23 protein-coding genes and 1 pseudogene are annotated in these 24,234 nt (G+C 69.7%); 12 read left to right on the top strand and 12 right to left on the bottom strand.

All coding sequences use genetic code 11. The features are described 5' to 3' along the window. Window positions 1–3: 3 nt before the first annotated feature. Window positions 4–618: an NlpC/P60 family peptidoglycan-binding protein RipD gene (ripD, locus tag AU194_RS21310; protein WP_059091258.1), complete on the bottom strand. Its 615-nt coding sequence runs from the start codon at window positions 616–618 to the stop codon at window positions 4–6. 226 nt (window positions 619–844) lie between these two features. On the opposite strand from ripD, the gene AU194_RS21305 reads away from it, so the two are divergent. Together AU194_RS21305 and AU194_RS21300 are read left to right on the top strand one after the other, a co-directional pair. Continuing rightward, complete coding sequence (locus AU194_RS21305; RefSeq protein WP_059091293.1) at window positions 845–1,093, top strand: DUF6480 family protein; 249 nt, start codon at window positions 845–847, stop codon at window positions 1,091–1,093. Window positions 1,094–1,139: 46 nt separating this feature from the next. Continuing rightward, the gene (locus AU194_RS21300) at window positions 1,140–2,237 is read left to right on the top strand and encodes a spore photoproduct lyase family protein (RefSeq protein WP_059091257.1); all 1,098 of its coding nucleotides are present in this window, start codon (window positions 1,140–1,142) and stop codon (window positions 2,235–2,237) included. On the opposite strand, the gene AU194_RS21295 is transcribed toward AU194_RS21300, so the two are convergent. Then, complete coding sequence (locus AU194_RS21295; protein ID WP_059091256.1) at window positions 2,225–3,259, bottom strand: NADP-dependent oxidoreductase; 1,035 nt, start codon at window positions 3,257–3,259, stop codon at window positions 2,225–2,227. The two genes, AU194_RS21300 and AU194_RS21295, sit on opposite strands and share 13 nt — an antisense overlap. Before the next feature lie 157 nt (window positions 3,260–3,416). Between AU194_RS21295 and AU194_RS21290 the strand changes: the two genes are divergently transcribed. Beyond that, window positions 3,417–3,767 (top strand): MOSC domain-containing protein, encoded by a 351-nt coding sequence (locus AU194_RS21290; protein WP_231743520.1) that lies wholly within the window; start codon window positions 3,417–3,419, stop codon window positions 3,765–3,767. A gap of 10 nt (window positions 3,768–3,777) precedes the next feature. On the opposite strand, the gene AU194_RS21285 is transcribed toward AU194_RS21290, so the two are convergent. Then, complete coding sequence (locus tag AU194_RS21285; protein ID WP_059091255.1) at window positions 3,778–4,557, bottom strand: hypothetical protein; 780 nt, start codon at window positions 4,555–4,557, stop codon at window positions 3,778–3,780. An 84-nt stretch (window positions 4,558–4,641) separates the two neighbouring features. On the opposite strand from AU194_RS21285, the gene AU194_RS21280 reads away from it, so the two are divergent. After that, window positions 4,642–4,863 (top strand): hypothetical protein, encoded by a 222-nt coding sequence (locus tag AU194_RS21280; RefSeq protein WP_059091254.1) that lies wholly within the window; start codon window positions 4,642–4,644, stop codon window positions 4,861–4,863. A gap of 6 nt (window positions 4,864–4,869) precedes the next feature. Here the strand turns inward: AU194_RS21280 and AU194_RS21275 are convergent, their stop codons facing one another. From AU194_RS21275 to AU194_RS21255, 5 genes are all read right to left on the bottom strand, one after another. After that, window positions 4,870–7,398 carry a M50 family metallopeptidase gene (locus AU194_RS21275; RefSeq protein ID WP_231743524.1) on the bottom strand — a complete coding sequence of 843 codons (2,529 nt, stop codon included), beginning with the start codon at window positions 7,396–7,398 and terminating at the stop codon, window positions 4,870–4,872. Window positions 7,399–7,437: 39 nt separating this feature from the next. Continuing rightward, window positions 7,438–8,244 (bottom strand): hypothetical protein, encoded by an 807-nt coding sequence (locus AU194_RS21270; RefSeq protein ID WP_059091292.1) that lies wholly within the window; start codon window positions 8,242–8,244, stop codon window positions 7,438–7,440. A gap of 230 nt (window positions 8,245–8,474) precedes the next feature. Then, window positions 8,475–9,821: an aldehyde dehydrogenase gene (locus AU194_RS21265; RefSeq protein WP_059091291.1), complete on the bottom strand. Its 1,347-nt coding sequence runs from the start codon at window positions 9,819–9,821 to the stop codon at window positions 8,475–8,477. 61 nt (window positions 9,822–9,882) lie between these two features. Further along, a complete protein-coding gene (locus AU194_RS21260) occupies window positions 9,883–11,394 on the bottom strand; it encodes an acyl-CoA carboxylase subunit beta (RefSeq protein ID WP_059091290.1) in 1,512 nt (503 codons plus the stop codon). Window positions 11,395–11,431: 37 nt separating this feature from the next. After that, complete coding sequence (locus AU194_RS21255) at window positions 11,432–11,863, bottom strand: SRPBCC family protein (RefSeq protein WP_059091289.1); 432 nt, start codon at window positions 11,861–11,863, stop codon at window positions 11,432–11,434. A 191-nt stretch (window positions 11,864–12,054) separates the two neighbouring features. On the opposite strand from AU194_RS21255, the gene AU194_RS21250 reads away from it, so the two are divergent. From AU194_RS21250 to AU194_RS21240, 3 genes are all read left to right on the top strand, one after another. Next, window positions 12,055–12,507, top strand: a complete 453-nt coding sequence (locus AU194_RS21250) for a Fur family transcriptional regulator (RefSeq protein ID WP_059091252.1) — start codon at window positions 12,055–12,057, stop codon at window positions 12,505–12,507. 61 nt (window positions 12,508–12,568) lie between these two features. After that, the gene (gene katG, locus AU194_RS21245; RefSeq protein WP_059091251.1) at window positions 12,569–14,818 is read left to right on the top strand and encodes a catalase/peroxidase HPI; all 2,250 of its coding nucleotides are present in this window, start codon (window positions 12,569–12,571) and stop codon (window positions 14,816–14,818) included. A 74-nt stretch (window positions 14,819–14,892) separates the two neighbouring features. Next, the gene (locus AU194_RS21240; RefSeq protein ID WP_059091250.1) at window positions 14,893–15,795 is read left to right on the top strand and encodes an aminoglycoside phosphotransferase family protein; all 903 of its coding nucleotides are present in this window, start codon (window positions 14,893–14,895) and stop codon (window positions 15,793–15,795) included. A 6-nt stretch (window positions 15,796–15,801) separates the two neighbouring features. Here the strand turns inward: AU194_RS21240 and AU194_RS21235 are convergent, their stop codons facing one another. From AU194_RS21235 to AU194_RS21225, 3 genes are all read right to left on the bottom strand, one after another. Further along, window positions 15,802–16,494, bottom strand: coding sequence for a GDSL lipase (locus AU194_RS21235; protein ID WP_059091249.1), 693 nt, complete (start codon window positions 16,492–16,494; stop codon window positions 15,802–15,804). 106 nt (window positions 16,495–16,600) lie between these two features. After that, window positions 16,601–17,812 (bottom strand): acyltransferase, encoded by a 1,212-nt coding sequence (locus AU194_RS21230; RefSeq protein WP_059091248.1) that lies wholly within the window; start codon window positions 17,810–17,812, stop codon window positions 16,601–16,603. Window positions 17,813–17,972: 160 nt separating this feature from the next. Next, window positions 17,973–18,716, bottom strand: coding sequence for a M15 family metallopeptidase (locus tag AU194_RS21225; protein ID WP_059091247.1), 744 nt, complete (start codon window positions 18,714–18,716; stop codon window positions 17,973–17,975). Between the two features lie 156 nt (window positions 18,717–18,872). On the opposite strand from AU194_RS21225, the gene AU194_RS21220 reads away from it, so the two are divergent. Genes AU194_RS21220 through AU194_RS21205 form a run of 4 tightly spaced genes read left to right on the top strand, consistent with a single transcriptional unit; the run spans window position 18,873 to window position 22,804 of the window. Beyond that, window positions 18,873–20,096 (top strand): fused response regulator/phosphatase, encoded by a 1,224-nt coding sequence (locus tag AU194_RS21220; RefSeq protein ID WP_082698764.1) that lies wholly within the window; start codon window positions 18,873–18,875, stop codon window positions 20,094–20,096. Further along, a complete protein-coding gene (locus tag AU194_RS21215) occupies window positions 20,093–21,685 on the top strand; it encodes a CHASE3 domain-containing protein (RefSeq protein ID WP_059091245.1) in 1,593 nt (530 codons plus the stop codon). The genes AU194_RS21220 and AU194_RS21215 overlap by 4 nt, the downstream gene beginning before the upstream one ends. Beyond that, entirely contained in the window at window positions 21,682–22,122 is a 441-nt protein-coding gene (locus AU194_RS21210; protein WP_059091244.1) for a response regulator, read from the top strand. Before AU194_RS21215 ends, AU194_RS21210 begins: the two co-directional genes overlap by 4 nt. A 4-nt stretch (window positions 22,123–22,126) precedes the next feature. Then, the gene (locus tag AU194_RS21205) at window positions 22,127–22,804 is read left to right on the top strand and encodes an alpha/beta hydrolase (protein ID WP_059091243.1); all 678 of its coding nucleotides are present in this window, start codon (window positions 22,127–22,129) and stop codon (window positions 22,802–22,804) included. Between the two features lie 3 nt (window positions 22,805–22,807). Here AU194_RS21205 and AU194_RS21200 read toward each other — a convergent pair whose 3' ends face one another. Then, window positions 22,808–23,521 carry a metalloregulator ArsR/SmtB family transcription factor gene (locus tag AU194_RS21200; protein WP_059091242.1) on the bottom strand — a complete coding sequence of 238 codons (714 nt, stop codon included), beginning with the start codon at window positions 23,519–23,521 and terminating at the stop codon, window positions 22,808–22,810. Window positions 23,522–23,856: 335 nt separating this feature from the next. Between AU194_RS21200 and AU194_RS21195 the strand changes: the two are divergent. Beyond that, a pseudogene (locus tag AU194_RS21195) lies at window positions 23,857–24,234 on the top strand (C40 family peptidase); the annotation flags it as partial.

Here is a 24,234-nt window from a genome sequence, read left to right as displayed (position 1 = left end):
GCTTCAGTCGATGTAGCGCGCCAGGTACGGCGCCATGTTGTTGGTGCGCACCGGGGAGACCTGTACTCCGGTATCGCTGGCCTCGATCATCTGCCCGCCGCCGAGGAACATCGCGACGCTCTGAGTCCCGTTGGGGCCGTAGAAGATCAGGTCGCCCGGCAGAGCTTGTGACGGCAGCACCTTGCGCCCGACGAGGTACTGGTCGCCGGAGGTCCGCGGGATCTTCAGCCCGGCGCCGGCGAACGCGTAGACCATCAGCCCCGAGGCGTCGAAACCGACGACCTGCGGCCGCGGCGGCTCGGGCATGACCAGGCCGGGCACGGCGCCGGGCAGGCCGGCGACCGGGATGGCGGCGCCGCTGCCGTCGACCGGGATGACGCCCGCGGGCGGTGCGGCCGGCGCGGGGGTGCTGCTGCCCGCCGGGTTACCCAGCGACGGACCTGCCGTGTTGCCGCCGCCGTACGCGAACGGCACGCCGCGCTGGGACAACGCGCGGGCGATCACCACGTCGATCGCCTTCTGGTTCCGGGTCGGCAGGGGAAACAGGTCCGCGCTCGCGGTACCGGCCGTTGCCAGGGCCAGCATCAGACAGATGACGACGGCGTATATGCGCCTCATCTCAAGTTCACCTCTTCGATCGACAACCCGGGTGGGCACTTCCCACCAGCATCACTTGTACCGTCCGTAACAACCGTCTCGCTATGTGAGACGTCCCTTCGGGGCGAAGTGATGCCGGAGTGAGACCCAACGGTGATCCGGTGACCGAGGACATGCGTGTGAGCCGACCGCGACGGGGTACGCGTCGACTGACCGAGACTTGTTGAACGAGGAGGCCGACCCCGCGATGACAGCGATACCCCCAGACCCCGAGCCGGCGCAGACACCGGACCTCGAATCCGGCGGCGGGGTGACGCCCGGGGCTACGCCACCCGACTCCGATCAGATGTCCGGGGTGGGTCCTGCGTTGCCGCGCCCCAAACACCGGATCACCCCGGGTTCGGTCACCACCATCGCGCTGGTGGTGATCTTCGCGCTGGTCTTCCTCGCCATCGCGGTCGGTGTGGTGCTGAACATGACCGGCGTCTGGGGCTGATCTCCACCGGAATCCCGGCAACGCGGCCGGTGTTGCACCACAGGCGATGACGTTGCCGACTCTCGACACCCCGACCCCGACCCTGTGGATCCCCAGCCGCGTGCTGGTCACCCGGTCGGCCGCCGAACTCCCCCACGGCGCCGAGATCGTGGCGCGCTGCGAAGCCGCACGCGTCGACGACATCCGGTTGCTGTCCGGTGACCGGCTCCCACCGTTGGGCGCCGACACCGACCGCGCCGCGTACGCGCTGGCCAAACGCACGCTGGCGGTGGTGGTCGCCCCACCGAGCAAACGGCGCCTGCAGCCGATCCCGCCCAGCGCGGACTGGCGCATCGACCTGGCGCAGGGGTGTCCCGGCCACTGCCAGTACTGCTACCTCGCGGGTTCTTTGTCGGGTCCGCCGATCACCCGGGTGTATGCGAACCTGCCGGAGATCCTCGCCGGGATGGACGAGCACGTCGGCCGCGGCACCATCACGTCGTCCTCGGCGGAGCGGTCCGGGGAGGGCACCACCTTCGAGGCGTCCTGCTACACCGACCCGCTCGCCCTCGAACACCTCACCGGGTCGCTGTCGGCGACCATCGCCCACGTCGGCACCCATGACTGGTCCGGGCCGGTCGGGCTGCGGTTCACCACCAAGTACGACAATGTCGCGCCGCTGCTCGCGCTGCCGCACGGTCGCCGCACCCGAGTCCGGGTGTCGGTCAACGCCGAGGAAATCGCGGGCCGGTTCGAAGGGGGCACCGCGCGACTGCCCCGCCGGGTCGCAGCGCTGCGGGCGCTCGCGCACGCCGGATACCGCGTCGGCCTGACCATCGCCCCGATCATGCCGATCCCGGACTGGCGCGAGCAGTACGGCGCGCTGCTGCGCGACGTCGCCGACGCGGTGGCCGACGTCGACGACCTCGACCTGACCGTCGAGTGCATCACTCACCGCTTCACCGCGACCAGCAAGGACGTCCTGACCGGGTGGTACCCGCGTACCAAACTCGACATGGACGAGGCGGCGCGCACCCGCAAGTTCGGTAAGTACGGTTCGGCGAAGTACGTCTATCCCAAGGACGTGATGGCCGACCTGCGGTCGTGGTTCGACGCCGAACTGGCCACGACGCTGCCGGGCGCGCGCACGCTCTACTGGACCTGAGGTCCTGACGGTTCGCCGACCTTCACCAGCATCTTGCCGATGTTCACGCCGGCGAACAGCCCGTTGAGGGCGTCGACGCACGAGGCGATGCCGTCGAAGACATGCTCCCGGTGCACGAGCAGGCCCTGCTCGTCCCATGCGCGCAGCGCGGCGAACGCCTCCTCGGACCTGCCCCACTGGTCCAGCGCGTTGAATCCCTGCATGAGCGCGGTGCGCGACAACAGGTTCACGTAGTTGGCGGGTCCGGGATGGTGGCCGTCGAGGTAGCTCGAGATCACCCCGCACAGCACCACGCGGGCGTTCTGCGCGAGCCGGCCGAGCACCGCGTCGAGGACGGCACCGCCGACGTTGTCGAAGTACACGTCGACGCCTTTGGGGCAGTGCAGTTTCAGCGCCGTCCGCAGATCCTCCGAGCGGTAGTCGATGCACGCGTCGAACCCGAAATCCTCGACCACGGCGCGGCATTTCTCCGGGCCGCCCGCGATGCCGACCACCCTGGCACCCGCGATCTTGGCGATCTGCCCGGCCACCGAACCCGTCGCACCCGCGGCCGCCGACACGACGACGGTCTCCCCCGCCCGCGGCCGCCCGATGTCGGTCATCCCGAAGTACGCGGTGACGCCGGTCGGTCCGTACACCGACATCACCGCGGGCTGGTCGACCTTCTCGCGGCCCGGGATCGGCGTGCTGAACAGGTCGTCGCGGATGATCACGTACTCCTGGAAACCCGACAGCGTGGTGACCACGTCCCCGACCTCGAAGGCATCGCACCGCGAGGCCACGACCTCACCGATACCGGCGGCCCGGATCACCTCGCCGAGCTGTACCGGGGGCAGGTAGCCGCGCTGGTCGTCGAGCCAGGTGCGGATCGCCGCGTCGATGCCGACAAAAGTGGTGCGCAGCAACGCTTCTCCGTCGGCGGGTTCGGGCGCGGGCGCCTCGATCAGCTCGGTGTCCCCGGGGGCCACCAACCCGACGGGGCGGCGGCGCAACACGATCTGGCGGTTCAGCACATCCGGCACGGCCCGAACCTACGGCACCACAGCCTATTTCGTGGCCAGACCGGACAGCTTCCGTACAATCGCGGCGGTGAAGGTGGTCGCTCTGCACATCGCCAAGGCCCGCCGGCTGCCCGTGCGGCCGGTCTAAGAAGTCGTCGCCGAGGCCGGCAACGGTCTGGTGGGCGACCGCTATCACGGCACCCGGCACCGCCACGTGTCCCTGCAGTCCGCCGAACTGCTCGACCTCGCCGCCCGCGACCTCGGCCACGACTTCGACCCGGGCGCCACCCGGCGCAACGTCACCGTCGACTCCGGGGAGATCCCGACCCGCCCGGGCACCCGGGTGTCGATCGGCGAGGTCGAACTCGAGGTGGTGCGGATCCTGGCGCCGTGCCGGTTGCTCGACGACGAGATCGGCGCCGGTGCGGCCGCCGCACTGCGCCGGCGGGCCGGTTCGGCGTGCCGGGTCCTCACCTCGGGCACGATCCGGATCGGTGACCCCGTCACGTTCACCGATCCGCCCGAGTGATGCCCGTTTCTCAGTGGCGCTCGCGCACCTTGTAGGTCGCCGGCCAGGACTGCCGCGACTCGTCGCCCACCAGCGGGGTGCCCTTACCGCCCACCTTGACGTTGTAGGCCTCCTGTCCCGGCCCGACCTCGCGGTTCACGTGTTCCTGGGCCAGGTAGTACAGCTCGTCGATGGCGGCCTCGCTGTAGGCGACGAAGGTCGTCTTGCGCTCGATGTCCCCCGCGCCCGCCATCATCCGCTCGGGCAGCACCCGCGATGCCAGCGCACCCGCTGCAACAAGGAGGAACGGGATGACCCAGTAGCAGACGAACGTCAGCGGGGTGTCGGTGTCGAGGATCGACGCGTCGGAGCGGACCAGCGGCGGGATCGCCGACGACACCGCCATCGCCGCGAACACCCCGACCCAGATCCAGGTGAGCCGCAGGGTGATCTGCTCGAACAGGTCGGTGGCCACGATCTCCTTGGGCTGTCCGGCCGCGGCGAACTCGCGGACGAACGGCCGCTTGGTGAGGACGCCGATCAAGGCGGTGAGGAAGATCCCGAGGAAGCTGAGCGGCGCGAACCAGCGCTCCGCAGCCGCGTCGCTGACCACGAAGGTCAGCACGGTCAGCACGGCGAAGGTGGCCGCCGCCCCGACGTCGAGGGTGCGCCCCGCCGCGTGCTTGGTGGGACCGAGCGCCACCGCGGCGATCGCGACGACCAGAGCCGCCACCCCCGCGACGAGGAAGGGCACGTTGCCCATCAGGATCCAGTACACGACCCACGGTGCGAAACCCAGAACGATGCCCACGGGGGGCCAGTCTAGGGGCTTACTGTGAGACCGACGGCAGTCGCCGCCAGCGAGTCCCCCCGCAGTGGTGTACAACGGCGGGGGATGAGGTATCTGCTCATCGCCCTGTATCTGGGCGGCTGGTTGGTGACCACCGTGGCGTTGCTGCGGCGGCAGTTCGGCGACGACGACCGTGGCCGGCGCGACCGCATGGTCTTCAACACCGTCAGCGTGCTGTGCGCGGTGGCACTGGCCGCCGTGTGGCCGCTGTCGGGGTGGTTCCTGCCGATGATCCGCGCAGCGCTGAACCGGCCCGACGAGGACTGACCCCGGTCAGGGCGCGGTGCCCGAACCGGTCGAACTGTCGGCGCCGCTCGTGCTGTCCGTGTCCGCCGAAGTGTCCCCGGCCGTGGTGTCCCCGGAGGTCGTGCCGTCCGAGGTGGGCTCCGGCGCCGTCGACTCGGCCGTCTCGGCGGTGGTGGGCGCCGCGGCCGTCGCCGACGGCGAGGGCGTCGCGGTTGCGCTCTGTACCGCGGTGGCGTCCGCGGAAGTCGAAGGCGCGGAGGAAGTCTCGGGCACCGTCGGGGTGACCGCGGAGGTCTCCGGGGCGACGGTGGTGGACGTCGCGACGCTCGTGCTCGTGGTCGGCGGCGTGGACGTGCCTGACGTCGTCGGGATGGTCCCGGGCTGATCCTTCTCGACGATCGCGAGGATGCGGGTGGTGTAGCCGTCGAGGCGCGTCTCGATCTCGTCGGGCGGCACCTTCCCCGCCTCGATGTCCTTCTCGAACTGCGCGAGTTCGGCCCACACCGCGTCGAGTTCCTTCGTCGCGTCCTCGGACAGCGGTTCGTCGAGGGTGATGAACACCTGCCGCGCCAGCGCGTAGGTCAGGCAGTTCGCGCACTCGTAGTTCAGCGCGCCCGCCAGGTTCTGCGGCGCCACCACGTTGTCGTCGGTCGCGTCGCTGTCGACGACGAACACCACCTGATAGGCCACCGCGACCGCGGCGCAGGAGTCGCACGACGCGTACGCCTGCGCCTCGTTGACGTTCATCGCGTCGGAGTTGTCGGTGACGTACACCATCGCGAACGCCGCTTCGTAGACGGTGGTTTCGTCGGTGGTGTTGACCGCCAGCGCCTGATTGTCGCCGGGCTCCGGGGCGAGCGGTCTGTCGACCGGGAACACCCAGCCGTCGCCGGCGCCCCCGCCCGCGCTGCCCGAGGTACCTGCGACGCCCGAGTACCCCGCACCACCCCGGCCGCCGGTGTAGTCGACGTCCTGCCGCGGCACCATGATCAGCGCGAGCTGTGGCGACTGCTGCGTCGGCATCGGGCTGGCGGTGTCCCAGACCGCCCGGATGACACCCTGCTCGCCCTTCACCAGAGTCGGCGCCGACACCAAGCGGGGGTCGCCGTCGCGCCGCGCCGGCGAGTCCGACATGGTGTCGGACTTCAGCGCGTAGACGATGTCGCCGATGGTGCCGCGCTCCCACGGTTCGATCGGCCGGTAGTTCCCGTCACCCGGCCACCAGGCGTAGGCGACACCCGCGCTTATCGCCGCACCCCCGACCACGGCGAGCAACCGCATGACCGGTTTCCCGGCCGTGCTCTTCCAAACGCCTGTGGCGCTGCGGCGGACGAACCGGCCCAGCATGTAGAGCACCCCCGCGACGGGGATGACGATCGCGATCATCGCGAGCACCCGCGCGACGGCCTGCACCAGATCGCCGTCGGCCCATGCGGTCACCAGGACGTCGCGCTGTGTGGTCAGCCCCGCCCACGCGCTGCCGAGCAGCCGCGGCAGCGTCCACACCGCGATCGCCAGCGTCGCCAGCAGCACGGGGACCACGAGGACGACCCAGAGCGTGACGACGATCCGCGCCCACGGTTTCAGCAGCCGGGCGTGCGGATCGCCCCACCGCCACGGCAACGCACCCAGCAGGGTCGGTTTGATGCGCGAGTAGAGATCGGGCACCCCGGTCACATCGGCGAGCACGTGGTAGCCGTCGAACCGCACCAGCGGCGCGAGTTGGCGGAGCATCTGCAGGATCTGCGTGGCGACGACGAGCAGCAGTGCGTCGTAGCCGAGCCACAGCCACACCCCGGTGATGACGATCGCCACCAGGGCGTTGAAGTACAGCCCGCCGAGGTCGGTGCGGATGCGCCCGCCGCGGCCGAGGCGGTAGGAATCGGTGACGTCGGTGTAGAACGCAGGCCACACGAGGTAGAGCCCGAATCCCATGCCGCCGGGGGTGGCGCCGCCGTACCGCGCCGCCGCGGCGTGGCCGAACTCGTGGAAACCCGCCGACAGGATGGTCACCACGAAGACCAGGATCAGCAGTCCCGGCCGTTGAAAGGCGTCGTGCGCCGCCGACGCAAGACCCTTCTCGAAGAACACCCACCAGCAGACGACCGCGAATGCGGCGAGCGCAGGTACGACCACCCAGCTCCGGAAGAGCACCCGGAACGGGTCGGTCAGCAGCCGGGTCCGCTCCGGATCGGTGACGGCATAGCGAAACCTCAACCCCAGCAACGGGTCTCGCTTCTTGACCTCGGGCTGTCCACCGTCGGCGCGCACCAGCAGACCCAGCGGCCGAAGCCGCGCGTCGACGAGCTGGCTGACGTTGTCGGCACTCACCGTGCGGCCGGTCGCCGCGGAGACCGCCTCGGCGACCTCGGCCGGCGACCGATGGCCGTCGATCGCGCGCAGGACGGCGTACAGCAACGGTGTCAACTGCACCGTCTGGCCGTCGGCACGCCGGACCAGGGCCGGCGGGGTCCGGTATCCGGACCCCGCCATCTCCCCGATCAGCTCGACGCCGTCGGCGCGTCGCAGCCCGACCTGTGTCGGCTCGGCGCCCATCGTGGTCACGGGTATGCCTCCGCTGGCGGGTGGGGCGGGTCAGCCCGCGGTCGAACCGCCGCCGTCGCCGCCGGAGGTCGAGCCGCCGGACTCGGTGCCGCCGGAGTCGCCGGAGCTACCGGAGTCGCTGCTGCCGGACTCGGCCGTGCTGCCGGTGCTGTCGGTGCCGCCGGTGGCGTCGCCGTCACCCTGGGAGATGTCGGATTCCTGGTCGGCCGTCGCGACGGCCTCGCCGGTGAGGTTCTGCTCGATGATCGCGTCCTGGGTGGCGACCGAGATCGCGTCGGAGTCGACCGAGCCGATGTTGGCGGCCACGCCGGCGTTGATCGGTGCCGCGACGTTCGCGTTGGCGGCGACCGCGCCGCTGATCGGGGCCGCGAGGTCGGTGTCGAGGTCGACGTTGACGTTGACGTTGAGCAGGTTGCCGTCGAGCAGGGCGGTCGGGCTGGTGTCGACGGTGGTGCCTGTGCCGTCCGTTCCGGTGTCGGTTCCGGTGCCGTCGGTGGGCGTCTCGTCGGCGTCGGTGTCCATGCCGCCCTGGTCGATCCCGCTGACCTGGGTGGATGTCGCGAAGGCGTTCGCGTCCAGGTTCTGGGTGAGCATCGTGCCCTGGTCGGAGACGGCCTGTGCGCCCGAGCCGGACGAGAGCACGTTGGCGCCCGCCGCAGCGTCGATGGGGGCCGCGACGTTGAGATTGGCCGCCGCGGCGAGGTCGATGGGTGAGGCGGCGTCGATCGCGACGTCCACATCGGCGTTGAGGTCGAGGATCGACACCACTTCCTTGTCGGGCAGTGCGATCGCGCTCTCAGCCGCGAGGTCCTCGGGGGTCAATCCTTCGGTGGTCATGTCGTTCGCCTTCCGTCCGATCCGGTCACCGACGTTGCTGCCGAGCCGCGCGGCCCAGCTGTGATGCCGCGAGGGATACCCCGCCGTGTCCATGATCAATACAACGATCGTCGGAATGAGCGGGTTGATCAGCGAAAACAGTTGCCCACTAATTAACTGCGGTACAGGAAGAGGTACCGGCGACCCAGGTCACCGTAGATGCGGACGTTTGCTGTAGGATCGCATGATTTTCAATCGGCCGGGGCGGGCGCGAGATGCACCACCTTCATCGCCGTCAACTCGTCGAGGAGTTCGGGTCCGAAACCGAACCCGCTACCGCTGGCGCCTCGCGGTTCCGACGCCCCACCGGGCGCCCCGCCGAACGCGGCGTTGATCTTGACCGTGCCGACGGGCAGCGACCGCCACGCCTCCTGCGCGTGCACCATGTCTCGCGTCAGCACGGTCGCCGCGAGACCGTAGCGGTCGGCCGCGGCCTCCTCGAGTGCGGTGGCGAAGTCCGCCACGACCCGCACCGGCGCCACGGGGCCGAACGTCTCCTCCCGCATCACGAGCATGTCGGGGGTGCAGTCGGTGAGCACCGTCGGCGGATAGAACGACCCCGGGCCCGACGCCGGCTCCCCGCCGATGCGGACCTGCGCGCCCGCCGCCACGGCGTCGGTGACGTGCTGATGCACGACGTCGCGCTGCCGTTCGTCGACGAGCGGGCCGATGCGCTCGCCCCACGCGCGCGCCTCCTCGACGAGGGCGTCGGTGAACGCCTCGGCGACGGCCCCCACGACGTAGATGCGCTCGACCGACACGCAGATCTGCCCGGCGTTGGCGAAGGCGCCCATCGCCGCCTGCTCGGCGGCCCACCGCGGGGACACGTCAGAATCGACGATCAACGCGTCGTTACCGCCGTTCTCGAGGATGACCTTGGCGCCGCGGTCGGCGCAGGTGCGGGCGATCTCCCGGCCGGTCGCACTGCTGCCGACATGCGCGACGACGTCGACCTCCTCGGCCCCCGCCAGGTGGGCGCCGACCGCGCCGTCCCCGTCGACGATCTCGAGCACCCCGTCGGGGAGCTGCGCGGCGAGCAGTTCGGCGAACCGCCGCCCGGTGCGCGGGCACCGCTCACTGGGCTTGTGCACCACCGTGTTTCCGCTCACCAGCGCGGCGCCCAGCAGACCCGCGGCCACCGCGACCGGATCGTTCCACGGCGTCAACACCGCGACCACGCCGCGCGGTTCGGGCACCATCAGGTCGGTCGCCGACCACTGGCCGTGCAGGCTGCGCCCGCGGTGCAGCGGCCCCAGCTCGGCGTACTGCACCAGCGTGCCCGCACCGGCGTCGACACCGCCGAGGCAGTCGTCGCGCGTCTTACCCGTCTCCTGCTCGTTGAGATCGGCCAGTTCGTCGGCGGCCTCCCCCCCCCCCCCCCCGGCGGCGGTCAACGCGGCCGCGCGTTCGGCCGCCGGCGTGCGCGCCCACGCCGCACTGGCCGCGCGGGCCCGTTTCACCGCCTCGGCGCAGGTCGACGCATCGGCGATGGGGACCCGGCTGACGGTCTCGCCGGTACGGGGGTCGGTGACGATCAGTTCACTGCGCTGGGACACGGCGTAGGTGGTACCCGGCACACTGGTGGCCAATCATGATCGGTCACCAGGTGTCGACGAAGCGCCGCGGACCCGGTTCCCGCGGGGCGGCGGCTGCGGCGGTGAGCGTGGCCGCGATCAGCCCGCGGGTCTCCGCCGGATCGATCACATCGTCGATCTCGAACATGGCCGCCGCGTTGAGCGCCGCGGCGTTGTCCTGTGCCGCGGCGGTGGCGCGCCGCACCGCCGCCTCGCGTTCGGCGTCGTCGGCGATCGCCTCGAGCTCTTTGCGCATCCCCAGGCGGACAGCGCCTTCCAGTCCCATCGGGCCCAGGTGGGCGCCCGGCCATGCCACGGTCAGCAGCGGTTCGTGCAGTCCGCCGCCCGTCATGGCCTGGGCGCCGAGGCCGTACCCGCGGCGCAACACCACCGCGATCAACGGCACCCGCAGTGCCGCGCCCGCGATCAGCAGCCGAGAACCCCTGCGCACCAACGCTTCCGCCTCGGCCGCCGGACCCACCATGTATCCGGGGCAGTCGACCACCGACAGGACCGGGATGTCGAACGCGTCGCACAGTTGCAGGAAGCGGGCCGCCTTGTCCGACGCCGCGGCGGTGATGGCGCCGGCCATGTAGCGGGTGTCGTTGGCGAGCACCCCGACGGGGCGACCCTCGATCCGGATGAACGCGGTGACCATCTCACGAGCGAACCGCTCCCGCAGGAATGTCGCCGACCCCTCGTCGGCCAGGGTGCGGATGATCGGTGCGACGTCGTAGGCGCGTCGCGCGCGCTCGGGAACCGCTGTGCGCAAGGCGTTCTGGTCGGATGCGGCGCCGGGTGCCGCGGCTCCGCCGAAGTAACCGACCAGGGTCTTGGTCACCGCGACCGCCTCGGCCTCGTCGGCGACCACGACGTCGACCACGCCGTTGGGTTCCTGGGTGGAGATCGGCCCGACCGCATCCGGCGCCACGTCGCCGAGGCCGCCGCCCGCGATCATGGCGGGCCCGCCCATCCCGATGGAGGTGTCCGCCGTCGCGACGATCAGATCCGCGCAGCCCGCGATGACGGCGTTGCCCGCGAAACACCGGCCCTTGACCACCGCGATCCGCGGTACGAGTCCGGAGAGTGCCGCCCACAGCTTGAACGCGCGGACGTCGAGTGACGAGACCACCGGATAGTCCGTATCCCCCGGGCGCCCGCCGCCCCCCTCGGCGAAGAAGACCGTGGGCAGCCGCATCCGCTCGATGAGGTCGAACAAGCGGTCCTTCTTGCGGTGCCCGAGCGCGCCCTGGGTGCCTGCCAGCACGGTGTAGTCGTACGACAGCACCGCACACGGTGCGCCGCCGATCCGCGCGGTGCCCGCCACCAGACCGTCGGCGGGCGTGCGGGCGATCAGATCGTCGAGGTCGCGGCGCGCCCGCTGGGCGGCGATGGCGAACCGGCCGTACTCGACGAACGACCCGGCGTCGACGAGATCGGCGATGTTCTCCCGCGGGGTGCGGCCACCGGCGGCGTGCCTGCGTGCGACCGCGTCGGGGCGCGCGGCGTCCTCGGTCAGCGCCCGGCGGCGCAGCAGTTCGATGTGGTCCGCCCGCGGCGCCGCGGACGGACGCTCAGACGTAGAGCTCCTCGAACCGGCGGATCGACCGTTCGATGTCGCCCTTGACCGCACGGGCGGCCGCGGCGCCGATCGGGCCGAACAGCGGCGCCCCACCGAGCTCGAGGGTGACGGTGAACGCACTGCCCGACGCGGTGGGGCGCACCGCCATCTTCAGGCCGTACTTGGTGCCGCCCACACCCTTGCCGTCGACCACGAGCAGTTTCGGCGGATCGACGCGCCGGATCGTCCACGTCACCCGGTTGCGCATCCCCTTGGCCCCGGCCACTCCGACGATCGTCGCGCCCGCGGTCAGCTCGTCGGGCAGCTCGCTGCGCCAGCCTTCGTGCATGACGAGCCAGTCCCCCAGCTCGGCCAGGTTGGATGCGTGCGCCCAGGCGTCCTCCGGGTCCAGCGGGAGCTCCCGGCTCAGCTCGAGTTTGGCCACGTTGCGATAGTAGAGGCGCCAGGCCCGGCCAGCGGCCGAATGGCCCGATACCGCGCCGGCGGGCGCGGCGGTCAAGGAATCCGATTGGTGCAGAACGTCATTGACGCGCCGCAGCCACGGCTCGGGGATCCGCGGCGAAACGCCGGCGACCAACTCTTGACTTAATCCAAAAAAGGGAGTCTCATACTGTCGTGTCGTCGTCGCCCGAGTACGTAGAGCTGTTGCGGGGGGCTGATCTACGCGTGACCCGACCCCGGGTCGCCGTGCTCGAAGCGGTCCACACCCACCCCCACGCGGACACCGAGACCATCTTCGCGACCGTCCGCACCAGCCTGCCCGACGTGTCCCGGCAGGCGGTCTACGACGTCCTGCACGCCCTCACCGGCGCCCGGCTGATCCGCCGGATCCAACCGTCGGGTTCGGTGGCGCGGTACGAGACCCGCGTCGGCGACAACCACCACCACGTGGTGTGCCGGTCCTGCGGGACCATCGCCGACGTCGACTGCGCCGTCGGCGAGGCACCCTGCCTGACACCGTCCGAGCACGACGGACTCGACGGGTTCGTGCTCGACGAGGCCGAGGTCATCTACTGGGGCCGCTGCCCCGACTGTGCGTCCGAGAGTTCCATCGCAAGTAGTTCCTGATCACATCCGTGATCGCAGCCCCATCACCACGAATGATGTACGGAAATTGAAGGGAAACACCGTGTCGTCAGATACCTCCGACGCCCGCCCGCCGCACTCCGATGCAGGCACGGCGAGCCACAGCGAGTCCGAGAACCCGATCATCGAGTCGCCCAAGCCGAAATCCCATGCGCCTCTGACGAACCGGGATTGGTGGCCCGAGCAGGTCGACGTCTCGGTCCTGCACAAGCAGAACCCCAAGGGCCATCCGCTCGGCGAGGACTTCAACTACGCCGAGGCGTTCGCCCAGCTCGACCTCGAGGCCTTCAAGGCCGACGTCATCGACGTCATCCGCACCTCGCAGGACTGGTGGCCCGCCGACTACGGCAACTACGCGGGCCTGTTCATCCGGATGAGCTGGCACGCTGCGGGCACCTACCGCATCTTCGACGGTCGCGGTGGCGCCGGTCAGGGCGCACAGCGCTTCGCCCCGCTCAACAGCTGGCCGGACAACGCGAACCTCGACAAGGCGCGCCGGCTGCTGTGGCCGATCAAGCAGAAGTACGGCAACAAGATCTCGTGGGCCGACCTGATCGCTTACGCCGGCAACGCCGCGCTCGAGCAGTCCGGTTTCCAGACCGCCGGTTTCGCGTTCGGTCGCGAGGACATCTGGGAGCCCGAGGAGGTCCTGTACGGCCAGGAGGACACCTGGCTGGGCACCGACAAGCGCTACGGCGGCACCAACGACGACAAGCGTGAGCTCGCCGAGCCGTTCGGCGCCACCACCATGGGCCTGATCTACGTCAACCCCGAAGGCCCCGAGGGTAAGCCGGATCCGCTCGCCGCCGCCCACGACATCCGCGAGACGTTCGGCCGGATGGCGATGAACGACGAGGAGACCGCGGCGCTAATCGTCGGCGGCCACACCCTGGGCAAGACCCACGGTGCCGCCGATGTCAACGTCGGACCGGAGCCCGAAGGCGCGCCGATCGAGCAGCAGGGTCTGGGCTGGAAGTGCCCGTTCGGCACCGGCAACGCCAACGACACCGTGACCAGCGGTCTCGAGGTCATCTGGACCGGCACGAACTCGCAGTGGAGCAACGCCTTCCTGGAGAACCTGTACGGCAACGAGTGGGAGCTGACCAAGAGCCCCGCCGGCGCCTGGCAGTTCGAGGCCAAGGACGCCGAGGCCACCATCCCGGATCCGTTCGGCGGTCCCCCGCGTAAGCCCACCATGCTGGTGACCGACGTCGCGCTGCGCATGGATCCGATCTACGGCAAGATCACCCGCCGCTGGCTCGATCACCCCGAAGAGATGGACGCGGCGTTCGCCAAGGCGTGGTACAAGCTGATGCACCGCGACCTGGGTCCCATCAGCCGCTACCTCGGCCCGTGGGTGGCCGAGCCGGAGATCTGGCAGGACCCGGTGCCCGCCGTCGACCACGAACTGGTCGACGAGGGCGACATCGCCTCGCTCAAGAGCAAGGTGCTCGACTCCGGACTGTCGGTGCAGCAGCTGATCAAGACCGCGTGGGCGTCGGCGTCGAGCTTCCGCGGCACCGACAAGCGTGGCGGCGCCAACGGCGCCCGGGTGCGCCTCGAGCCGCAGAAGAACTGGGAGGCCAACGAGCCCGTTGAACTGGCCAAGGTGCTGCCGGTGCTCGAGCAGATCCAGCAGGACTTCAACGCGTCGGCCTCCGGCGGGAAGAAGATCTCGCTGGCCGATCTCATCGTGCTGGCCGGTTCGGCCGCGGTCGAAAAGGCCGCCAGGGACGCCGGATACGAGATCGACGTGCATTTCGCGCCGGGTCGCACCGACGCGTCGCAGGAGCAGACCGATGTGGAGTCGTTCGCGGTCCTCGAACCGCGGGTCGACGGGTTCCGCAACTTCTTCCGCCCCGGCGACAAGAACCCGTTGGAGCAGCAGCTGGTCGAGCGGGCGTACCTGCTGGACCTGACCGCACCGGAGATGACCGCCCTCATCGGTGGTCTGCGGGTGCTCAACGTCAACCACGGCGGCAGCAAGCACGGCGTGTTCACCGACGCGCCGGGTGCGCTGAGCAACGACTTCTTCGTCAATCTGCTCGACATGAACACCGAGTGGAAGCCGTCGGAGAACACCGAGAACGTCTACGAGGGTCGTGACCGGGCCACCGGTGCGCTCAAGTGGACGGCCACCGCCAACGATCTGGTGTTCGGCTCGAACTCGGTGCTGCGCGCCGTGGCCGAGGTGTACGCCCAGGACGACAGCAAGAGCAAGTTCGTCGAGGACTTCGTCGCCGCCTGGGTCAAGGTCATGAACAACGACCGGTTCGACCTCGAGAAGTTCTGACCCGGCAACCATCGCCATCACGACAACACGGACGCCCCGCGAACCGCACCCGGTTCGCGGGGCGTTTCGTTGACATGAGCGACCTCCCCGACGCCGTCCAGGCGATGGCCGCTCGCGGCCCGCGGTGGGCGCAGTGGGTGCAGACGCTGCCGGCATGGACGCAGATCCAGCTGCGCGAATGGGAGCTACGCGTCGACGGTGCGCCCACCCACGGCACGACTTCCCTTGTGCTGCCGGTACGTACGCCGCGCGGCCAGTCGGCGATCCTCAAGCTCGGCTTCCCCGACGACGAGTCCGAACACGAACACCTCGCGCTGCGCCGGTGGGCCGGATACGGCGCGGTGCGGCTGCTCAGCGCCCAACCGCACCGGCGCGCGCTACTGCTCGAGCGGGTGGGCGACCGCGATCTACGCGCACTGTCCGACGTCGACGCCTGCGTCGTCGTCTGCGACCTGTACCGCCGCATCCACGTCCCGGCGCTCCCCCAGTTGCGTTCGCTGCCAACGTGGTTGGATCAGCGCATCGCCGAACTGGCTGCGCTGCCCCGGAATTCGCCGGTACCGCACCGGCTGGTCGAACAGGCGCTCGGCCTGGCCCGCGACCTGCACGCCGACCCCGCCAGTCGCGGCACCCTGGTGCACACCGACCTGCACTACGCCAACGTGCTCGCCACCGACGACGGCGCCGACCGGCCCTGGGTGGTGATCGACCCCAAACCGCTCGACGGCGACCCGCATTTCGAGATCGCCCCGATGCTGTGGAACCGCTGGGACGAACTCGCCGGCGACGTTCGCGACGGCGTGCGTCGCCGCTTCTACACGCTGGTCGACACCGCGGGATTCGACGAGCACCGCGCCCGCGCCTGGGTCATCGTCCGCATGGTGCACAACGCCGTGTGGGAGCTGCAGACCGCCGCGACACCGGATCCGGCGTGGCTGACGGTCTGCGTCGCGGTGGCCAAAGCCGTTGTGGACTGACCGGTTTCACACCCGCCGGGTCAACTGGTCGGCGATCAGCGGGGCGATCTTGTCGGCCATGTAGACGTGTCCGGCGTCGGTCGGGTGGACGCCGTCGGCGCCGATGAGTTCGGGGTGGTCGACGAACCAGCGCTCGGCGATCGGGTCGACGAACGTGGCCTTCGCCAGCCCGGACTGGTACCGCAGGGTGTCGCGGATCCGCAGGATCGCCTGCGGCGGATCGGCAGTCGGCCACGGCGGTCCGATCACCAGGAACCGGGCGTCGGGTGCGGTGCGACGGGCCAGCTGGAACACCCCGTACACCATGATCGACAGCAATGTGGGTTCGACGTGTTCGTCGTTGCGGGACCCGTAGAAGACCACGAGATGGTCGTCGGGCTGTACCGCACGCGCGGTGAGATCCTCGAAGACGCTGCCGCGGTTACCGCGGGTGCCGTAGCCCGCACCGCCTTCGGCGACGACGTCGGCGCGCACCGGGATGCCCTGCTGGGCCAGCAGCTGCCACGCCCGCGTCGTCCAGCCCCGCGGGCCCTCCCCGCCCTCGCCGCTGCCGGTCGTGTAGGAATCCCCCACCACGGCCACCCGGCTGCCCGCGAACTGCAGCGTCACCATCTCGTCGTCGCGCACCGGAGCCGGCCGGGCGACCACAAGACCGATGAGCAGCGCAACCGACAGCACCGACGTGACAAGGCGACTCACCGCTTACCTCCACAGTCAACGGCATCGAGACGCCGCACCCCACGATGAGTGAAAGGGTAGCCGCAGGCGGTCGGCGACGCGGTCGCCGAAGTGTCACGAAATCGCGTCATCCGACGTGCGCGGGTACCGGATCGGGGCGCTCGGTGCGCGTTGTCTGCGTGGGCCGGGCACCGGGTGTGCCCGAGGAGTCGCGCACGTCGACCATGCGGCGCATCCACAGCCGCGCCGGCTCCTCCACACCGTGGTACAGCGCGATCGCACCCACCACCGCGACGCCGAGCAGTCCGATCACCACGGCACTGCCCGCCGGTCCCGCCGTCAGCGTGATCTCGAATTGGACGACCGCCCAGTTCCATGCGGTGTGCACCAGTTCATGGACCATGTACAGCCCGAACGAGATGTGGCCGCAGTAGACCATCAGGCGGGTGGACAACAGCCGCGGCAGACTGCCGGTGCCGACGGCGAGCGCCACCACCAGCGGGACGAACAAGACGTCGACGAGCCCGCTGGCGTCGCGGATGGATGCGGGAGGATAGGCGTCGAGGTAGTACAGACCGCCGACGAGGATCGCGGTGATCACCACCGACAACCACCCGAAGCCGCGGCGGGTGCGGTCGGTCAGACGCAGTTTGCGCACCGCCGCGCACGCGAGCGCACCGGCGGTGAACTGCATCACGATGCGCGGCAACCAACTCCACGGGGTGTAGAACTCGCCGGTGGCCATCAGCAGCAGTGTCGGAGGCAGCGATGCGGCGAACGCCAGCCACAGCAGCCCGCGCGCCCTGGTCACCCGCGCCACCCGGTAGATCACCAGCACCAGCACACCGAACAGCAGGTACGCCAACCACTCTGCGCTGATCGACCACGCCGGGCCGTCCCAGCTGGTGCCGTCGAAATACGGCTCGAACCACAACTGGACCAGCAGCAGCTGACGCAGATAACTGGTCGCGGTCAGTTGGTCGACCGCCGGGGACGGGACGTGACCGACGTTGCGTGTGAAGATGATCCACGCCGCGGCCAGATGCATGGTCACCAGGTACACCGGCCAAACCCGGGCCAGCCGCAGCCAGAGGAACCGCACGGTGGCGCGCGTCGACCACGATTGGCCCATGCGCTCGAGGTAGTTCCACGTCAGCACGAATCCGCTGAGGATGAAGAACAGGTCGACGCCCTGGGCGCCGCAGTCGAGCAGCGGGGCCATCGCGGTGCTGAAATCCGGTGCGGCCTGCGCCAACACCGGCCGGAAGTGGAACAGCACCACCCACACCGCGGCGACGATGCGCAGACCCGAAAGGGCCTTGATCTCTCCGCTGCGCACAACACTCTTTTCGTGAGGGAGTCTGCTGTTTTACGACCGGGTCGGTTTCGTATGCCGCCCCCGCGCTCACCGGGCAGCGATTGGCAGGGTATCAGCGACCCGTGGGCGCACGCGCGTCCGAAACCCGTGGCGGGACTGCCAACTCGCGTATCGGCAGGGCTCAGGGCAGCTCGAAATGCTGGTAGTCCCGCACACTGCGCCACACCCCGCCCCACTCCCAGCCACGGTCGGTGAACGCGAGGACGGCGGGGTCTCCGGGGTGCAGCAGGCCGGGGTCGATGCGGTTGCGGTCGACGTACGGCCCGGCATTGGCCGGTTCGACCGCGCCGGTGCGGCCGATGTAGGGGTTGAGCAGCGGGTTGACGTCGATCGCGCGGCCGAAGGCGTGGTAGGACCAGCTCTGCGATCCCGGTATCCCCCGGCAGTTGAAGGCGGAGGTGTTGTTGTCGGCCATCGACAGTTCGTCCTCGGCACCGGGATACGCGTCGACGGTGCGCATCTTCTCGATGGGATACCCGATCCGGTGGAGCTGCTCGAAGATCTCGATGACTTGAGGGACCAGTTGTTCGTGCACCACGAGCGCGCCGCGGTGGGTGCGGCCGTCGAAGCCGAGGTGGTCGAGTTCGACGCGCCGCAGCTGTTCGGGGCCCAGCGGGCATTCGGGGCGCCAGGTGGCGCCCAGCTCGGCGGCGGTCACCGGGGTGACGCGTGCCGGCGACGGTCCAGGTGACGGCGTAGGCGGTGCCGAAGAGCTCGGCGGTGCCGGAGTGGTTGTCGAGGGCGCCGTGAGGTCAGGAATCGGCTGCGGTTCGGCACCGCATCCGACCAGCACGATGGCCAGTGCCAGCGCCAGTGCGAGGGCCGGGGCCGCACGCCGGGTTCGGAATCCGGGGAGAGATGCCATGAGCAGTGCCGACGCTACCGCCGGCCGGGGTGGTGCTGCACACCCCTGCCGGTCGGAATAGCGCTTCTGGCAGCCACCTTCGGTATGGTCAGGGAGCTATCACTGAAGAAGAGGTCAGCGCGGCCGCGGTGATGAATGAGAAGGACTGATTTGTCGATGCTCGCGCCGCATGACTCAGAACTGAGGCCTGTGCCGGATCCCGCCGTTGCTCCCATGACGCAATTCGACACGTTGACGGTGCTCCTCGTCGAGGACGACCGTGGCGATGCGTTGCTGGTCGAGGAACTCATCGTGGACGCGGTGGCCGACATCCGGTTGCGGTGGGCGGAAACGATGTCGGACGCGGCGCGGGAGATCAAAGCCGCGCGGCCCGACTGTGTGCTGCTGGACCTCAACCTGCCCGACGCCAACGGCACCGATGCGGTCGATCAGATCTGCAACCTTGACCCGACGCTGCCGATCGTGGTGCTGACCGGCAACATCGACGACCGCTACGGCGTGTCGGCGGTCGCGTCCGGCGCCCAGGACTACCTGGTCAAGGGCCGGGTCGAACCGGAGATGCTGCGGCGTTCGCTGCTCTACGCGATCGAGCGCAAACGGTCCGAGCTGACCGCGGTCGACCTGCACGCCAGCCACCTGCGCGCCCGGGAGAACGCCCGCCTGGAACGCGGTCTGCTGCCGTCCCCGCTCCTGCTGGACGATCCGGGCGTCGACATCGTCGCGAAATACCGGCCCAGCCGGCCGAATGCCCTGCTCGGCGGCGACTTCTACGATTTCGTGCAGACCCCGGACCGCACCGTGCACGTGATGGTCGGCGACGTGTCCGGCCACGGACCCGACGAAGCGGCCCTCGGGGTGGCGTTGCGCATCGGCTGGCGAGCGCTGACCTTCGCCGGCCTGCGCGGTAACGAGCGCATGCAGCAGCTCGAGCGCATCCTGCGCGCCGAGCGCCCGGGTCCGGGCATTTTCGCGACTGTGATGAGCCTGGCCTTCTCCGCCACGGACAACACGTTCGACGCCGTCCGCGCCGGACATCCGGGCATGCTGCTGCACAATCGCATCGGCGAGACCGTCGACTGGCTGGAACCGCCCGCCGGACCCGCGCTCGGGCTGGGCGGCTCGGCGTGGCCGTTGACTCAGCAGGTGCTGCCCGCAGGTCACGGACTGCTGTTGCTCACCGACGGGTTGTTCGAGGGCCACTCCGGTGTGGGCAACGAACGCCTCGGTGAGGACGGCCTCCTCGAGCTCGCCCGATCGATCGCGACGCTGCCCGGGCCGCGGTTCGTCGAGACGCTGATCGACCGCGCCGAGGAGCGGGCGCTCCCGCACGGCGGGTTGACCGACGACGTCGCGGTGGTGCGCGTGGAGCGCACCACGTGACGGCCCCCGCACGCAGGCGGGGAAGCCAGTTGGCGGTGCAGGGCTGGCTGAACGTCGTGCTCGCCGTGATGGGCGTCCTGGTGCTCGCCGGCGCCGTCGCCGCGGCGATCCTGATGAGCCGCACCGACGCGGTGTCCGAGGAGCTCATCGAGCGGATCCAGCCGGCTCGCGTGGCGGCCTACCGGCTGCAGGCGGCGCTGCGCGATCAGGAGACCGCCGTGCGCGGGTTCGCGATCGCCGCCGATGAGCAGTTCCTCGAGCCCTACTACGAGGGCCAGCAGACCGAACGCGAGGCGGTCGAGGAGATCCGGGGGCTGATCGGCGATCACCCGAACCTCATCGCCGACCTCGATGCCGTCGAAGCGGCAGCCGCCGAATGGCGGACGAACTACGCCGAACCGTTCATCGACGGGGTACGGCCGGGCACCCCGGCCACCATCGACAACGCCCTGATCCAGCGCGGGAAAGAGGGTTTCGACAACATCCGCGCGCTGTTCCATGTGCAGAACGTCGACCTGGCCGCCGCCCGTACCGCCGGTGTCAAGGAGCTCGAGGACGTGCGCGGGTGGCGCGACCGCGCGCTCGCCGGCATCGTCACGACGTTCTTCCTGACCGCGCTGGTGCTGGCGGTCCTGGCGCGCAGCGCCGTGGTGCGACCGCTGTCGGCGCTGGCCGCGTCGTGTCGCCGCATCACCGAGGGACACTTCGGGGAGCGCATCGTCGCTCGTGGCCCGCGCGACATCCGCGACATGGCCTCCGACGTCGAGGACATGCGCCAGCGGATCGTGGCGGACCTCGACGCCTCCCGCGCCGCCCGTGAGCAACTCGACGAACAGACCGTGGAGCTGCGCCGGTCGAACGCCGAACTCGAGCAGTTCGCCTACGTCGCCTCCCACGACCTGCAGGAACCGCTGCGCAAGGTGGCCTCGTTCTGCCAGCTGCTGGAGAAGCGCTACGGCGACCAGCTCGACGAACGCGGCGCCGAGTACATCAAGTTCGCCGTCGACGGCGCGAAACGCATGCAGGTGCTGATCAACGACCTGCTGACGTTCTCGCGGGTCGGCCGCCTCAACGCCGCGCACACCGACGTCGAACTCGACGAGGCGCTCGATGCCGCGCTGTCGAACCTCGACACAGCCATCGATGAGTCCGGCGCCGAGATCGTGCGACCGGCGAAGCCGTTACCGCTGGTTCAGGGTGATGACACGCTGCTGACGATGCTGTGGCAGAACCTGGTCGGCAACGCGGTGAAGTTCCGCAAACCTGACACCGCACCCCGGATCGTGATCGAATGTGAGCGAGGCACCGGGGACCGCGACGGCCAGTGGCTGTTGACGGTCTCGGACAACGGCATCGGCATCGCCGAGGAGTTCTCACAGAAGGTGTTCGTCATCTTCCAGCGGCTCCACGGCCGCGACGCCTACAGCGGCACCGGTATCGGGCTCGCCCTGTGCAAGAAGATCGTCGAGTACCACGGCGGCAGCATCTGGATCGACAACAGCTACACCGAAGGCACGCGGTTCCGGATGACCTTGCCGGTCGCCGTCCATGAACAACCCGACGCGGTTCTGGAAGGAGCCCAGCCATGACACCATCCACCCGACCGATCGACGTCCTGCTGATCGAGGACGATCCCGGCGACGAGCTGATCACCCGCGAGGCGTTCGAGCACAACAAGATCAGCAACACCCTGCACGTCGCCCACGACGGGCAGGAGGGGCTGGACTTCCTGTACCGCCGCGGTGGCTTCGAGAACGCGCCGCGCCCGGATTTGATCCTGCTCGACCTGAACCTGCCCAAGTACGACGGCCGCCAGCTGCTCGAGACCGTGAAGTCCGACCCCGACCTGAATCACATCCCGGTCGTCGTGCTGACCACCTCCTCGGCCGAGGAGGACATCCTGCGCAGCTACAAGCTGCACGCCAATGCCTACGTCACCAAACCGGTCGACCTCGACCAGTTCATGAACGCCGTGCGGCAGATCGACGAGTTCTTCGTGCAGGTCGTCCGGCTGCCGCAGAACTGACCCCGTGGTCACGACCAGCGAATACGCCCCCGGTCGCGCCGTCGACCTGTACGGCCCGGCCGACGCCCCCGTCGTCCTGCTCTGGCACGGTATGCAGACCGATTCGCGTGCCGCGGTCGCTCCGCTCGCCGAGCGGATCGCCCAGCGCGGTCTCGCGGTGGTGGCGCCGGACTGGAATTCGCACGCTGACGACAACGGCCGTGCCGACCTGCTGGAGTCCGCCCGGTTCGCCGCCGGGCATGCCGGCGGATCCGGCGGGCTCATCGTCGTGGGGTGGTCCATGGGCGGGGCCGCCGCGACCGGGCTGACCTTCGGCGCCTCCGAATACGGGGTGCCGATCGCGCGCACGGTCTGCCTGGCCGGTGCGTTCATGGCCCGGGATCCGCTCACGGGTCGACCGCTGGCACCGCCGCCGCCCGCCGGTGGGCAACGCGTCCCGATCACATTGGTGCACGGCACCGCCGACGACGTGGTCCGGGTCGACACCAGCCGTGACTACACCGCCGACATGGGCGCGGCCGGCTGGCGGGTGCAGTACATCGAACTGGCCGCAGACCACGGCAACATCGTCGGCGCCCGGTACGACGCCGAGGCCGACCGGTACGAACCGTCCGACGATCCGGCCAGCCTGGCCGTCGCCGACGAGGTCGCCCGCATCGTCGCGACCCCCGCGTCCGACTGACGTTCAGCGTCGCTCGAGACCGCTCTTCAGGTCGGACAGCTTCCGCGGCCAGATTCGAGAAATCTTCTGTCGCACAACACTGTTCGCCGCGAAACCGCCGTGGGTGAGGGTGAGTGCGACCTGTTCGCCGGACGGTTCGATGTCGAACGACACCCGGGAGCGCGGCTCGTTCTCCGCCCGGTCCGTCGGGAACGTGAACGCCAGCCGCCGGTACGGATCCACCTCGAGGATCACCTGATCGGGATCGTCGAGTTCCCGGTCGCCCTCCACCCAGGTGTAGGTGGCGCCGCGCTGCCAGGTCGAGACGACCGCGTGGCCCAGGTAGCGGTCGGAGTGCGAGGGTCCGGTGATCGCCTGCCACAGCCGCTCCGGCGTGGTCCTGATGTAGACGGTGTAGACGAACGGCCGGTCCGCCGGCTCCCCGGCCGGTTCGGGCGACGCCGGTGTCGGCGTGCGGGCACGGTCGTATTGGCGCAACCACCGGTCGGACATCGCGTCGAGCGGTTCGGCGTCGAGGTGGTGGATCTTCTCGCGGCCCCGACGCTCGGTGCGCACCAGTCCGGCGGCCTCGAGGACGGCGAGGTGTTTACTCACCGACTGGCGCGTCATCTCCGCACCCTCACACAGTTCGCGCAGCGTCTGACCGTCGCGCAGGTTGAGCGCATCGAGCAGGCGGCGCCGGTTCGGGTCGGCGAGCGCTTTGAAGACCTCGTCCATTGGTTGTCCCATCAGGCAACCCGTTGGCTGCGTGAGTCACCATATGCACCCGTACGGTTGCCCGTCAACGTTGGTATCGGTGCACGGCGCTTCCCGGGCGCGCGCTGAGGCGTCTCCTTTGCCGTACTCGCGGCCGTATGCGGCATTTGCCGAGATGAGGCGACATAGTGCGACAGGCTGACCGGTTCGACGGCCACGACGGCGTGGTGGCCGTCGAACGCAAACGCCGACGTCAACGGGACGCCAGCGCGGTGATTCAGGCCATAGAAATGCTCAAACGTGAACGCGCACACAGGTTTTGGGGGCGTCGCCGGGCTCTGCTAACGTCCGGCCGCATGTTTGCTCTAGTCACGTTGATGTCGTTGGTCAACACGGTGTCGGGCACCCCGTACGTCTCCGGCGGCGACAGCCCCGCGGGGACCGACTGCTCGGGCCTGGCCTCCTGGATCAGCAACGCCGCGAGCGGGCGTCCCGTTTACGGCGACCGGTTCACCACCGCCAACATGGAAAGTGAACTGTTGGCCCGCGGCTTCCAACACGGTTCGGCACCCGGTGCGCTGGTGATCGGGTGGAACAGCGGCCACGCCGCCGTCACGCTGCCCGACGGCACCCCGGTGTCCTCGGGTGAGGGCGGAACCGGTGTGAAAGTCGGCGGTGGCGGCGCCCACCAGGCGCAGTTCACGAACAAGATGTTCCTGCCCGCCCCTCCGGAG

Source organism: Mycobacterium sp. GA-2829 (assembly GCF_001499965.1).
Lineage (GTDB): Bacteria > Actinomycetota > Actinomycetes > Mycobacteriales > Mycobacteriaceae > Mycobacterium.
The sequence above is the reverse complement of the archived record's forward strand: the minus strand, read 5'-3'. Positions and strand labels throughout refer to the sequence as shown.

What these genes read in the sequence shown, in the direction of transcription:
- ripD (WP_059091258.1), bottom strand. Translation starts at nt 618, where the DNA reads ATGAGGCGCATATACGCCGTCGTCATCTGTCTGATGCTGGCCCTGGCA.
- AU194_RS21305 (WP_059091293.1), top strand. Translation starts at nt 845, where the DNA reads ATGACAGCGATACCCCCAGACCCCGAGCCGGCGCAGACACCGGACCTC.
- AU194_RS21300 (WP_059091257.1), top strand. Translation starts at nt 1,140, where the DNA reads ATGACGTTGCCGACTCTCGACACCCCGACCCCGACCCTGTGGATCCCC.
- AU194_RS21280 (WP_059091254.1), top strand. Translation starts at nt 4,642, where the DNA reads ATGAGGTATCTGCTCATCGCCCTGTATCTGGGCGGCTGGTTGGTGACC.
- AU194_RS21275 (WP_231743524.1), bottom strand. Translation starts at nt 7,398, where the DNA reads ATGGGCGCCGAGCCGACACAGGTCGGGCTGCGACGCGCCGACGGCGTC.
- AU194_RS21270 (WP_059091292.1), bottom strand. Translation starts at nt 8,244, where the DNA reads ATGACCACCGAAGGATTGACCCCCGAGGACCTCGCGGCTGAGAGCGCG.
- AU194_RS21240 (WP_059091250.1), top strand. Translation starts at nt 14,893, where the DNA reads ATGAGCGACCTCCCCGACGCCGTCCAGGCGATGGCCGCTCGCGGCCCG.
- AU194_RS21225 (WP_059091247.1), bottom strand. Translation starts at nt 18,716, where the DNA reads ATGGCATCTCTCCCCGGATTCCGAACCCGGCGTGCGGCCCCGGCCCTC.
- AU194_RS21220 (WP_082698764.1), top strand. Translation starts at nt 18,873, where the DNA reads ATGCTCGCGCCGCATGACTCAGAACTGAGGCCTGTGCCGGATCCCGCC.
- AU194_RS21210 (WP_059091244.1), top strand. Translation starts at nt 21,682, where the DNA reads ATGACACCATCCACCCGACCGATCGACGTCCTGCTGATCGAGGACGAT.
- AU194_RS21200 (WP_059091242.1), bottom strand. Translation starts at nt 23,521, where the DNA reads ATGGACGAGGTCTTCAAAGCGCTCGCCGACCCGAACCGGCGCCGCCTG.